A 12,337-nucleotide genomic window follows, 5' to 3' on the forward strand; every position below is an offset into this window, starting at 1 on the left:
AAAACGGGGAATCCGGACCGCTCGGACTGCGCCGAAGGTGTTTGCCTGAAGGCCGATTTTCTCACGTTTTCATAAGGTTTTGTTCTGACGGACGAACGGCCGGTCTTTCGGGATCGTGCGGCTCGTTCGGCAGTTTTTTTGGTGCGTCCCCCGCGGAGGAACCGCCGACGCTTTCACACGGGAGCGTTGCGCGAGGCTTCGCACGAGGACGCGATCGTCCGCACGGCCGGCAGGCCGCGTTCGGACGATGCCACGATTCATAAAGAATTTCGTTTGCCTCTCCGAAGGCTCACGTTCGACGTACTCGAACGGCAGGGCCGGCGGTGTGGGAAAACGCCTTGTCGACGTGCCGACGGGTGCGACCCGTTTCGCGCGTCACGTTGCGGCGCGTCGAATCGGATTCGACCCGACCGCGCCGGCACCGCTTCGAGAAGCGGCCGTCCGAAGGCCGAACGCGCACGAGCTCCCCGTGGTCATCCCGGGTCGAGCCGCCGAACCGAGATTCGGCGCACGAAGACGCGCGGCCTGGGCGAGAGGATTCGGGCGCGCGGGTTGACCCTCCCCGTTGCCGTACGGACGAACGGAGCGGATTCGCGTGCCGATCCGCATGCTCAGGGCGTCTTCTTTTCCCCGTCGGTTCCTCTCCGCTTCTGCGTCGTCGTCGCGTGACTTGAACGGCGAGAGAATGCGTTTTGCGAACGGATCGTCGCTTAACGGACGGCATTTTCGTCGAACGCATTCGGAAAAATCGGATTCTGTGAGGGATTGAGCCCTGACGGAGGATGCCGCGTGCCGGCCGAGTGTCGTTTGCCCGTCGATTTTTTCGACGCCCGGGGCAATCGACGCGCCCGAAGCCGCACCGACAGCAAAAGGTGGAAGTGGACCGCCCCCTCGCTCGTGCGAGGCGACGCGCGTTCAGACTCCCTTGCGCTCGGCTCCCGTCGGCCGTGACTCTCCCCATCGTGCCGCCCCCGTTTTGTCGGGCTCGGCCGACACAGACCGCACACAACCGCAACCGCGCCGTGGTTCGAAAGGACGGGTGCGGGACCGCGCTTCTCCGCAGTGCGTTGCCGCTCGGGGAAGCGTTCGTTGTCCCGACCGCCGTCGCCCGAGGACCCGGGGCAAACGAAAGACGGGGAGCGTGCGCCCCTCGGGTTTTCGCCCGAGCGAGGCTCGTGCCTCGGTCGGACACCGACCTGCGCGCCGCTCCTCCCTTTAGAGCTTCCGTGGCACGTCTTCCGCCCGCGTCAGTGGCGGCGAAGGAGTGCTTTCACAATGAAGCGCATGCTTTTCAATGCCACGCACGCCGAAGAGACGCGCGTCGGCATCGTCGACGGGCAGAAGCTCATCGACATCGACATCGAAACGGCCGGCCGCGAAGCCCGCAAGTCCAACATCTACAAGGGCATCGTCACCCGCATCGAGCCGAGCCTCGAAGCGTGCTTCGTCAACTACGGCGAAGAACGCCACGGGTTCCTCCCCTTCAAGGAAATCTCCCGCAGCTACTTCAAAGAGGGCGTCGACGTCCGTACGGCGACGATCCGCGAAGCGATCACCGAAGGGCAGGAGCTCATCGTTCAGGTTGAAAAGGAAGAACGCGGCAACAAGGGTGCGGCGCTCACCACCTTCATCAGCCTCGCGGGCCGCTACCTCGTTCTGATGCCCAACAACCCGCGCGCGGGCGGCGTTTCGCGCCGCATCGAAGGCGAAGAGCGTCAGGAACTTCGCGAAGCGATGGAAAAGCTCGACCTGCCGCACGGCATGTCCACCATCGCCCGTACGGCCGGGATCGGTCGCACGACCGAAGAGCTCCAGTGGGACCTCAACTACCTCCTCAAACTCTGGGAAGCGATTGCCGACGCGGCGGCTCCCCAGTACGAGCTCGTCACGGAAGAAAACGGCCGCCGCAAGACGGTGGCGACGACGGAACCCGTCGCGAACGGCAAGCCCCTCAAGCGCCTCAATCCGCCGCCCTTCCTGATCGTTGAAGAATCGAACCTCGTCGTTCGCGCGATCCGCGACTACTTCCAGCCCGAAATCGGCGAAATCCTCGTCGACACGGACGAAATCTACGAGCAGGCCCGCCAGTTCATGGCGCACGTCATGCCCGACATGGTGAATCGCGTCAAGCGCTACCGCGAAGACATTCCGCTCTTTACGCGCTTCCAGATCGAGCAGCAGATCGAAACGGCCTACAGCCGTACGGTGCCTCTCCCCTCGGGCGGCGCGATCGTGATCGACCACACCGAAGCGCTCGTTGCGATCGACGTCAATTCGGCCCGTGCAACCCGCGGCGCCGACATCGAAGAAACGGCCTTCCGCACGAACTGCGAAGCCGCGGACGAAGTCGCGCGCCAGATGCGACTGCGCGATTTGGGCGGCCTCATCGTGATCGACTTCATCGACATGGCCGACTCGAAGAACCAGCGTGCGGTCGAGCAGCGCTTGAAGGACGCGATCCGCTACGACCGCGCCCGCGTGCAGCTCGCGAAGATCAGCCGCTTCGGCCTGATGGAGCTCTCGCGCCAGCGTCTGCGCCCGTCGCTCTCCGAAGGCAACCACGTCACCTGCCCGCGCTGCAACGGCGTCGGCGTCATCCGCGATACCGAAAGCTGCGCTCTGCAGGTGCTGCGCATCCTCCAGGAAGAAGCGATGAAGGAAGGGACCGGGGCCGTTCACGCTCAGGTTCCGGTCGACGTCGCCACGTTCCTTCTCAACGAGAAGCGCAACGACATCACGAAGCTCGAAGCACGTCACCGCGTGCCGATCGTGCTCATTCCGAACACCTACCTCGAGACGCCGCACTACCACATCGAGCGCCTGCGTCAGGACGACGAACGTCTCGACGACGCGAAGCCGAGCTTCGACCGCGCCGAGGAAATCGAAACCGTGGCGGACGACCCCTACGCTCAGAAGGGCCAGGAAGACAAGCCCGCCCGTCCGAAGCAGGTGCCCGTGATCAAGAACGTGCTGCCGCGCGACCCCGCGCCCGTGCACGTTGAAAAGAAGCCGGAAGGCAACGCCGAAAAGGGTGCGAAGGACGCCGGCCGCGCCGCGCAGTTGACGCCCGTGACGCCCAAGAAGGGGCTCTTCGCGCGCATCGCCGCCTTCCTCTTCGGTTCGCGCGACGAAAGCGCCGAGGCCGCTCCGAAGGCCGAAGCTGCCAAGGCCGAAGGGCAGGCGAAGGACGAAAAGTCCGAAAAGAACGAACGCGACGAACGTCGCGGTCGCCGCAGCCGTCGCACGAACGAACGCCGCTCGAACACGGGCCGTCGCGAACGCACGGAACGCACCGACCGACTCGAACGCGCCGAAAAGCTGAAGGGCGAAAAGGCGGAGAAGGCCGAGAAGGCCGAAAAGGGTTCGGACCGCACGGAGCGTACGGACCGCACGGACCGCACGGACCGCAACGACCGTCCCCGCCGCTCGCGTCGTCGCACGACCGAAGAGGCCGTGAACGAAGCGCCCGTCGTGGAAACGACCGAAGCGGTTGAAGTCGCCGCGGCTCCCGTCCAGTCCGCTCAGCCCGCCGCTCCCGCCGCCGAAGGCGACGAAGCGCAGAAACCCCGTCGCAGCCGCCGTCGTCGCCGTTCGAGCGCCGAAGGCGAAGTCGCTCAGGCGACCGACGAGGTGAAGAGCGAAACGGCTGCCACCGATCGCGAAGAGGGCGAGAAGGCCGAGAAGGTCGAGCAGGCTGAAAAGCCCGCCGTCGCGGCCGAAATCCCGGCCGAAGTTCGCGAAACGACGGAAGTGGTCGAAGCTGAGGCCGCCGAAGCCGACAAGACCGACAAGGCCGAATCGGGCGACAAGGCTCCCGAAGCCGACGAAGGCGAAGGCCGTTCGCGCCGTCGTCGTCGTCCCCGTCGTCGCACCCGTGCGGCGGCCGAAGAGGGTGCCGAGGAAGGTGTGAAGGCGGAAGATGCGAAGTCCGACGCCGAAGCCGCGGTCGAAGCGCAGTCCGAAACCAAGACGGAAGCCAAGGTCGAGGCGAAGCGCTCGGGCGAACTCCCCGTTGAAGGGCTCCTCCACCCCGAAATCGTCGTTCCCGCGCCGCACGTGCCGGAAGTGCCCGTGCCGCATGCGACGACCAACTTCGCCTCCGAACTCGTGCAGATCGAAACGAAGAAGTCCGCCGTAACGGAGGCCGTCGAACACGCGCTTGAGGAAGAGGCCCAGCCCCGTCCGAAGCGCCGTCGTCAGGCTCCGCGCCGCGAAGAGGAAACGCTCGTTCAGATCGAAACGAAGAAGGTCGACGTTGCGCAAACCTCGCCCGTCGTGACGGAAAAGGCCGAAGCCCCTGCCGTGGCGGAAGCGGTCGAGACGGTCGTCGCGGTCGAGCAGGTCGAAACGACCGAAACGATCGAAGCGGCCGTCCCTGCGGTTGAAGTCGTCGAGGTTGCTGAAGTGACGGAAGTCGTCGAAGCGCCGAAGGCTGTGAAGCCCGCGAAGGTCGACGACGTTGCCGAAGGGCTCGAAGCGAACCTTGCGCGTGCCGGTCTCGTTCAGGTTCACACGAACCCCGAGCACGTTACCTTCAAGGGTTACGACGTCGTTCGCCAGCCCGGCCGCGCGGTTGAAAAGCGCGCCGACGAAGCCTCGGAAGGCCCGCTCGAGCAGGTGCACACCCGCCCCGAGCTCTGCCGCCCGGTCGTCTATGAAGCGGTCCGCTACCCCGGCCGCCCGAAGGCGACGGTCGTCGTGACGGAAGAGGGTCCGCTCGTCCAGGTCCACACGACGAAGAAGGACTGAGGCGAAGCAGGGAAGCGTGCGGTCTGAAGCACCCGAACGGGTGCTTCGGCCCCGCATATCCCCCTGAGACACCCTCACAAAGAAAACGTCCGCATCGGAAACGGTGCGGACGTTTTCTTTGCGTTGTTGTGTTTTTTGCAACGAAGCTCTGAGATTTTCCACGTAAAGGTCGAAATCCCGAGGAATATGAGATATTTGCCTTAAGGAAACGGCGCTGAGGAGCTCCGCCTAGGGCGATTGCGGCAGGTGAAGCGTTGCTTAAAGCGCTCGCTTTTTGCGCGGGCCATAGGCGGTTTCTCTCAGGACGCGTTCGAGCGTCCCCCGCTACGCTCGAACGATGGAGTCCCCCGCCGAGGTTCGCCGAAGGCGGAACCCGACGAGGTTCGTTCCGGGGACGCTTCGCCAACCCTCCATCGACGGGCGCGGGCGGAAAGACCGGCACGACGCAGTGTGGCCGGGCAGGAAGCCGCGCGTACAGGCATGTTCGACAACATGTTTTTCTATCTCTTCCTCTGCCTCCTCTTTTTCGGGATCGGGGACTTCCTCGGCACGCTTACGAAAGCGAAACTCTCCGCGGTCTTCGTGAGTCTTCTCCTCTTTTTGGTGGGCTTCATGACCGACCTCATTCCGGACGACATCGTGAAGGCCGCGGGCCTTGCCGAAATCGGCAAGTGGTCCGTGCTCTTCATCGTCTTCTCGATGGGGACGACCATCAACTTGAAGGAGCTCCTCAACGAATGGCGCACGCTCGTGACGGCCGTCCTTTCCATGATCTTCGTCATGCTTTCCGCCTGCGTCATGATTCCGCTCGTCGGCACGAGCGAAACGATCGTGAGCATTCCGATCATCAACGGCGGGATCGTCGCGACCCAGATCATGACGAGTGCCGCCATGGAGCAGGGTCTCACGATGGCGGCCGCCTTGGGCACGATCGTCTACGCCGTACAGAAGTTCTTCGGCACGCCCTTTGCCTCGAACTTCGGTCTGCGCGAAGCGCGCGCGATCGTGGAAGAGTACCGCCGCACGGGCGTGAAACCCGTCGTGCCGGGCGTCGCGCCCGAAGGCGAAGCGAAGCCCACGTTCTTTGAGACGCACAAGAAGTACTACGGGAACTTCACCTCGCTTGCGATCACCGCCTTCTTTGCCTGGGTGTCGTTCGTGCTCGGCAAGTGGACGGGGCTCTCGGCCACGATTTGGGCGCTTCTGCTCGGCACGGCCGTTTCCTGCACGGGGATGCTCCCGAAGAACATCCTCAAGCACGCCAACTCGGCGGGGATCTTCAACGTCGCCGTCTTTGCGACCATCATTCCGTCCTTGGCCCAGATCGAGCTCGGCGACCTCGGCGCGCTCGGCGTGAAGACGATCGTCATGTTCGCGATCACGTTTGCGGTGCTCTACCTATTTTTCTACATTCTTCCCTTCTGGAAGATCCTCGGCTCGAAGAACCTTGCCATGGGTGTTTCCGCCGGGCAGCTTCTCGGCTTCCCCGCCACGTACCTGATCGTCAACGAAGTGGCTCAAGCCGTGGCCGAAAACGAAACGGAGCGTCAGATCATCACCGATCGCCTGATGCCCAAGTACCTTGTGTCGGGCTTTGCCACCGTGACGTCGCTCTCGGTGGTGGCGGCCGGGTTCTTTGAAAAGCTCCTCTGACGCAACCACCGCCTCTCGATTCTTTCTTGACGTCGCGCGCCTGGCCGGCAACGCCCCGGGCGCGCTTCGGACCCTCTACGACTCCAAAGGAAATCCGCCATGTACGAATTCGATGCTCAGGACTATCCGTACCCTTCGAAGCGCCACGTCGTCTATGCGAAAAACGGCATGGTCTGCGCCGGCAACCCGACGGCCACGGCCGCGGGTCTTCAGACGCTTTTGAAGGGCGGCAACGCCGTCGACGCGGCCGTCACGGTCGCCACGACCCTGCCCGTCGTCGAGCCTACGGGCAACGGCCTCGGCTCCGACTGCTTTGCGATCATCTGGTATAAGGGCAAGCTCTACGGCATCAACGGCTCGGGCCCCGCGCCCGCCGCCAACTCGGTGGCGGCGCTGAAGGCGCGCGGTTTTGACAAAATTCCGTCTTACGGGATCGAACCCGTGAACGTCCCGGGCGCCGTCGGCGGCTGGATGGCGATGCACGAACGTTTCGGCTCGATGGACCTCGAAGAAGTCATGAAGCCCGCGATCTTCTACGCGGAAAACGGCTTCCCCGTCTCTCCCAACATCTCCCGCCTCTGGGAAGAAGCCTTCGGGATCTACTCGAAGTTCCGCGATCGTCCGGAATTCGCCCCCTGGTTCGAGACGTTTGCGCCGAAGAACACGTGGCTGCGCCCGGGTGAAATGTTCGCGAACCCCGACATGGCGAAGTCCCTGCGCCTCATTGCGAAGACGCACGGCGAAGCCTTCTACAAGGGGGAACTCGCCGAACGCACGCACGACTTCTTCAAGAAGTACAACGGCTTTTTGACGGGCGAAGACCTCGCGGCCTACGCGCCCGAATGGGTCGATCCGATTTCGGTCGACTACCACGGCTACGACATTTGGGAGCTTCCTCCGAACGGCCACGGGATCACGGTCCTCATGGCGCTTCAGATTCTGAAGGGCTTCGAACTCGGCGAGCGCGACTCCGCCGATACGATGCACAAGCAAATCGAAGCGATGAAGCTCGCGATGACGGACACGGCCGCCCACGTGGCCGAGCCTTCCTACATGCGCGTGACGGTCGAAGAGCTCTTGTCCGAGCGCTACGCCGCGGAACGTCGCGCCCTGATCGGCGAAGAGGCGATGCTTCCGACGGCGGGCGATCCGCGCTACCATTCGACCGTCTACTTCTGCTGCGCGGACGCCGAAGGGAACATGGTCTCGATGATTCAGTCGAACTTCCGCGGGTTCGGTTCGGGGATCGTCGTCCCGGGGACGTCGATTTCGCTCAACGACCGTGCGGAAAACTTCAAGTTCGACGAAAACCACCCGAACGCGCTCTTGGGCGGCAAGCGCCCCTACCACACGATCATTCCGGGCTTCATCACGCAAAAGGGCGAAGCCGTCGGGCCCTTCGGCATCATGGGCGGCTTCATGCAGCCGCAGGCCCACGTGCAGGTTGTGCAGAACATGATCGACTGGCACCTCAACCCGCAGCAGGCGCTCGACGCTCCGCGCTGGCAGTGGATCGGCGGCAAGAACGTCGAAGTCGAGCAGGAAACGCCCAACCACATCATTCGCCTCCTGCAGCGTCGCGGTCACAACATCATCGTGCAGCCCGACCCCTACCACATGGGACGCGGTCAGATGATTCTGCGCGATAAGTCGGGCGTGCTCGTGGGCGGCACGGAAAAGCGTACCGACGGCCAGATCGCTTCGTACTGACGGGACGCCGGTTTCTCCGATTTTCCGGTGCCTCATGAAGTCGGGCGCCTTTCCCGGAAGCGGGAAGGGCGCCCGTTTTGCATTGCGCCGTTCGACACGACGCGGAAGGCGTCGATCAAGCGTTGTTCACATGTCGGTTACGCGCCGGCCGCCGCAACCTCTTCGCGCAGCGCCTCGAGAAACGCCGCTTCGACGGAGTTTTGCCGACGACCGTTGGGCCAAACGAGGAGGGCGTCCGTGAGAAGTTCGGGCTCGAGCGCCACGAACCGCACGTCGTCCGAGGCGTCGAGCAACCCCGGCACGTCGAGCCCGAGCACGACCGCACCCGTGCGCGCGAGGCGCCGCGCGTTGTTGATCAAGTTGTACGTTCCGCAAATCCGCAGTTCGTCGAAGGGAAAGCCCAGCCAGCCCGCGAGGCGATTGGCGATGAGGGGATGGCGCGGCACGTATAAGGGGAGGTGCCGAAGAGCATCGGGCGCGATCCCCGTCGGGAAGCTGCGCGCGAGCGCGTCGCTCATCCAAAGGCCCCAACGGGCTCGGGCACGCAGCTCCGCGTAGTCGAGCCCGTTCAAATCGACGGGGGCGTTCACGAGCGCGAACTGCGCGGCGCCCGACCGGAGGTCTCCGAGCGCCCGCTCGCCGTTCGTGCTTTCGACGTGCACGCGCACGTTCGGGTGGGCGCTTCGCAGGCGCGCGAGCGCCCGCGCCACCTCGTCGAAGGCGGGCACTTCCGCGGCGTCGATCGTGAGGTCGCCCGTCAGATCGTCGCCCGCTTTCATCGTTCGCTTCGTCTCTTCGACGAGATTCAGAATGGCCTGCGCCTGATGCAGAAGTTGCATGCCTTTTTCGGTGAGCTCCAGACCGCGCCCCGTACGCACGAAGAGTTTCGTGCCGAATTCGTCTTCGAGTTCGGCAATGCGCCGAGAAAGCGTCGGCTGCGTGAGAAAGACGCGTTCGGCTGCGGCGGTAAGGTTGAGCGTGCGTGCAGCTTCGACGAAGCAGCGCAGGGCGATGAGATTCATGACAAATAAAGGGAAGTTCGGGGAAAAAGCGCTCGAATGCGCTCGACGAGAAGCCATACGTTTTCTGCATGGATCCCCATGAGCATAAATCATTGGCGCGTCACGCTTCGCAGGGCGTACAGTGATTCCGAGTCGAAGGTATTCGGTTCGCTTTTCCCCGATCTCCGATTCCTCTTTCCCTTCTCCTTCCTTGTGATCCGTGTTTCCCGGGAGGCCTCGCCATGTCATCTGCTTCTTCTCGGTTGAATCTCTCGAACGCGTCGCTCGTGCGGCGGCGTCTCCTCGGAACAGCCTTCGCACTGCCCTTGGCTTGTGCCTTCCGTCCCGTCCGGGGAGCCGCCTCCCGTCGCACGCTCGTCGTCTGCTATTCGCGCACGGGCACGACGGAAGCCCTCGCACGTGCCGCAGCCGAATCGCTCGGAGCCGACTTTCGCACGATCGAGCCGCGCGAGCCTTATGCGGCGGAGTATTCCGACATGACGGATCTCGCGCGCGAAGAAAAACACACGGGCGCCCGGCGCGAACTCAAGGGGCCCCTTCCCGATGCGAGCAGCTACGACCTCGTCGTCATCGCTTCGCCCGTGTGGTGGGGCGGACTCTCGACGCCCGCGAGCACGTACTTGACCGACGAAGCGCGCGTCGGGCACCTCAAAGGAAAGCTCGTCGCAACGCTTCATACGTCGGGCAGTTCCGGCCCGCGCGCCGCCCGTGCCGAAGCCGAACGACTCGCCCCCGACGCCCGGTTCGTCGGGGAACCCTTCATCGCCTCGGGCTCTCGGGCGCGCACGCGTACGGACCAAGCGCAAGCCTGGGCCCGCAAACTTCTTGAGGAGGCTCTATGACGTTTCGATTGACGCGTCGCCGCTTTACGGCCGCCGTCGGTACGGCACTCGTTCTGCCCGCGGGGGTTCCCGCATTCGCGGTCGGCGAAAAGCCCGTCGTCCTCCATGCGCCGGAACCGTCGCCCCAAGCGCTCATTGCGCTTTGCCGCGCTCTGCAACCCGCGGGACTGCCCGCCAACCCCCGCGTTGGGATCAAGATCCACGGCGGCGAAGCGCGGGTCAACTATCCGCTTTTCGCCGCGTTGCGCGACGCGTATCCCGGCGCGGCCTTCGTCGAAATCAACTGGGCGAGCGACTTCGGCGGCAGCCGCCGTCATACGCAGAGCCACATCGAAGAAATCCGCAGCCAGGGCGTGACGGGTGAGATCGACATCCTTGACCGCGACGAGCGCGACGAAGATTACGTCACGGTGCCGGTCAAGAACGGGATCGAACTCACCGAAATCGAAACGACGCGGGTGTCCCTGGAAGCGTACGACTTCTTGATCGACCTTACGAACTTCAAGGTCCCGAGCTTTGCGGGCTATACGGGCGCCGTCAAGGATACGGGGATCGGCTTTGCGAGTCCGCGCGCAAAGAGCATCGTGCACGGCCCGGGCTACGCGAAAAGCGAAGGCTTTTTCCGGCGCCTTGTCGATTCCGCGCGCGGGATTGCCGGGGCCCTGAGCGAACGGATGATCCACGTCAACATCGTGACGGATCTCAAGCCCGTGACGCTCGACGGGATCGAAGCGCGTTCGGGAACGCTCGGGATTTTCGCTTCGAAAGATCCCTTTGCGGTCGATCAGGCCGTGGTCGATGCGGTCTACGGTCGGGACAACCGCGCGAAGCTCGCGGCTCAGCCCCTCGAACGGAAAATCGAAAGCGGCGTTCTGCAACTCGAACTCTTCGCACCCTACGACGCCCCCGAGCGCGACGTGCGGATCGAAACGCCGAAGGTCGTTTGAAGGAGGTTGCCGTGAAGACCCTGCTGTTTGCTTCTCTTGCCGCCGCACGCCGCTCGTTGGCCGTACTTTCTTTTCTCTCGATTTCCGCTTTTTCTTTCTTCCCGGAGCTTGCCGTGTCGCAAACCGTTTATCTCGTGACGAACGAAGGGCGCCATGCCGTGGAACTTCTCTCGAACATCGTCGCGCACCGTCTGACAGAGCGCATGCCGCTCGAAGTGGCCTTCGAAGATTACGGTTCGACGGAGCGCATCGCCTACCTCAAGGAAAAGCTCGATGTCACGGGCGCGCCCGACTCCTGTACGCCCGCTGTGGGCGACCTCACCTACTACGCGCCCTGGGGAAATCTCGCCGTTTTCGTGAAGCCTTTCCGCCATTCCGAAGGACTTGTGCCTCTCGGGAAATTGTCTCCCGAGGCGCTCAAGGCCGTGAAACGTTCGGGCGACACCGTCCTTCGCTTCGAAGCGGCCGAATGAAGCGGCCCCCGGTCGCGTACCGTCTGCTCGGAGGTACTCATGCAACGACGTACGCTTTTTCTAATCGCACTCGCCGCGGCGCTCCCCGAGCTCGAGGGAGCGGCCGCCGTACAACTCTCTGAATCTACGAATACGAACATCATGCCCGCTGCCTCTACTCAACCCGAACTTTCCACGGACGCCTTCTCCACGCTCGAACGCATGACGAAGCGCGACCTCGGCTCGATGCTCACGGCGATCAACCTCGATACGGCGCGCCTTGTGGCCGTTTCCGCCCTGACCGCGATCGGCGATGAAATCGCTCTCGAGGAGATTCTCAAAACGGCCCTTGACGAAGGGGTCGAAGCCGATCGGCTTCACGAAGCGATGCTGCAGGCGATGCCCTATTCGGGCATTCCGAGCACGCTTCGCGCCGAACGAACGCTCGGTCACGTACTTGAAGCGCGAGGCGTCGCCTTCCCGAAGGCGGGGCGCGCCCCCTCGGACGAAAAGCGTTTCGAAGAAGGCCTTCGCATCCAGAAGGGGATCTTCGGCGAAGCGATCGACACCATGCACAAAAACGCCAAGGCCGACGAGCGCACCCTCATGGTGAAACTCCTTACGGAGTTTTGCTTCGGCGACGGCTATGCGCGCGGCGTGCTCGACACCCCCGTGCGCGAACTCCTCACCTTCGCGACCATCGCCGCGATGGGCGGGTGCGAGCCGCAGGTGAAGGCCCATGCGGGCGGGAACCTTTCGGTCGGCAACACCCGCGCGATGCTCCTCGATACGCTCGTCGTTCTCGTTCCCTACATCGGCTTCCCGAAGACGCTCAACGCGCTCGCAATGGTCAACGAAGCGACAAAGGGCTGAGCGACGCGGCCCGTGCGGAACACAAAAAGAAAGGGGCGCCTCCTCGGGGGGCGCCCCTTTTTTGTGTTCCGTCAAACGAGTCGCTTCGG

At 63.7% G+C, this 12,337-nt stretch carries 8 protein-coding genes; 7 read left to right on the top strand and 1 reads right to left on the bottom strand.

Annotated elements, in window-relative coordinates:
* Window positions 1–1,275 precede the first annotated feature (1,275 nt).
* The 3 genes from S6FBBBH3_RS03505 to S6FBBBH3_RS03515 all read left to right on the top strand — a co-directional run bounded on the left by S6FBBBH3_RS03505 (window position 1,276) and on the right by S6FBBBH3_RS03515 (window position 8,112).
* Window positions 1,276–4,749 (top strand): ribonuclease E/G, encoded by a 3,474-nt coding sequence (locus S6FBBBH3_RS03505; RefSeq protein ID WP_120176435.1) that lies wholly within the window; start codon window positions 1,276–1,278, stop codon window positions 4,747–4,749.
* A gap of 492 nt (window positions 4,750–5,241) precedes the next feature.
* The gene (locus tag S6FBBBH3_RS03510) at window positions 5,242–6,402 is read left to right on the top strand and encodes a hypothetical protein (RefSeq protein WP_232008823.1); all 1,161 of its coding nucleotides are present in this window, start codon (window positions 5,242–5,244) and stop codon (window positions 6,400–6,402) included.
* 99 nt (window positions 6,403–6,501) lie between these two features.
* Window positions 6,502–8,112, top strand: coding sequence for a gamma-glutamyltransferase family protein (locus tag S6FBBBH3_RS03515; protein WP_120176437.1), 1,611 nt, complete (start codon window positions 6,502–6,504; stop codon window positions 8,110–8,112).
* A 137-nt stretch (window positions 8,113–8,249) separates the two neighbouring features.
* Here S6FBBBH3_RS03515 and S6FBBBH3_RS03520 read toward each other — a convergent pair whose 3' ends face one another.
* The gene (locus tag S6FBBBH3_RS03520; RefSeq protein ID WP_170143803.1) at window positions 8,250–9,134 is read right to left on the bottom strand and encodes a LysR family transcriptional regulator; all 885 of its coding nucleotides are present in this window, start codon (window positions 9,132–9,134) and stop codon (window positions 8,250–8,252) included.
* 221 nt (window positions 9,135–9,355) lie between these two features.
* Here S6FBBBH3_RS03520 and S6FBBBH3_RS03525 point away from each other — a divergent pair, with 221 nt between their 5' ends.
* The 4 genes from S6FBBBH3_RS03525 to S6FBBBH3_RS03540 are packed head-to-tail and all read left to right on the top strand — an operon-like array spanning window position 9,356 to window position 12,248.
* The gene (locus tag S6FBBBH3_RS03525; RefSeq protein WP_120177807.1) at window positions 9,356–9,976 is read left to right on the top strand and encodes a flavodoxin; all 621 of its coding nucleotides are present in this window, start codon (window positions 9,356–9,358) and stop codon (window positions 9,974–9,976) included.
* Entirely contained in the window at window positions 9,973–10,923 is a 951-nt protein-coding gene (locus S6FBBBH3_RS03530; RefSeq protein ID WP_120176439.1) for a DUF362 domain-containing protein, read from the top strand. The genes S6FBBBH3_RS03525 and S6FBBBH3_RS03530 overlap by 4 nt, the downstream gene beginning before the upstream one ends.
* 11 nt (window positions 10,924–10,934) lie before the next feature.
* Window positions 10,935–11,396 carry a cyclophilin-like fold protein gene (locus S6FBBBH3_RS03535; protein WP_123957632.1) on the top strand — a complete coding sequence of 154 codons (462 nt, stop codon included), beginning with the start codon at window positions 10,935–10,937 and terminating at the stop codon, window positions 11,394–11,396.
* A gap of 39 nt (window positions 11,397–11,435) precedes the next feature.
* Complete coding sequence (locus tag S6FBBBH3_RS03540; protein ID WP_120176441.1) at window positions 11,436–12,248, top strand: carboxymuconolactone decarboxylase family protein; 813 nt, start codon at window positions 11,436–11,438, stop codon at window positions 12,246–12,248.
* The last annotated feature ends 89 nt before the right edge of the window (window positions 12,249–12,337 follow it).

Origin of the sequence: Sutterella megalosphaeroides (assembly GCF_003609995.1) — a bacterium.
In the GTDB taxonomy this organism is placed as follows: domain Bacteria; phylum Pseudomonadota; class Gammaproteobacteria; order Burkholderiales; family Burkholderiaceae_F; genus Sutterella; species Sutterella megalosphaeroides.

What these genes read in the sequence shown, in the direction of transcription:
- S6FBBBH3_RS03530 (WP_120176439.1), top strand. Translation starts at nt 9,973, where the DNA reads ATGACGTTTCGATTGACGCGTCGCCGCTTTACGGCCGCCGTCGGTACG.
- S6FBBBH3_RS03515 (WP_120176437.1), top strand. Translation starts at nt 6,502, where the DNA reads ATGTACGAATTCGATGCTCAGGACTATCCGTACCCTTCGAAGCGCCAC.
- S6FBBBH3_RS03505 (WP_120176435.1), top strand. Translation starts at nt 1,276, where the DNA reads ATGAAGCGCATGCTTTTCAATGCCACGCACGCCGAAGAGACGCGCGTC.
- S6FBBBH3_RS03525 (WP_120177807.1), top strand. Translation starts at nt 9,356, where the DNA reads ATGTCATCTGCTTCTTCTCGGTTGAATCTCTCGAACGCGTCGCTCGTG.
- S6FBBBH3_RS03520 (WP_170143803.1), bottom strand. Translation starts at nt 9,134, where the DNA reads ATGAATCTCATCGCCCTGCGCTGCTTCGTCGAAGCTGCACGCACGCTC.
- S6FBBBH3_RS03540 (WP_120176441.1), top strand. Translation starts at nt 11,436, where the DNA reads ATGCAACGACGTACGCTTTTTCTAATCGCACTCGCCGCGGCGCTCCCC.
- S6FBBBH3_RS03510 (WP_232008823.1), top strand. Translation starts at nt 5,242, where the DNA reads ATGTTTTTCTATCTCTTCCTCTGCCTCCTCTTTTTCGGGATCGGGGAC.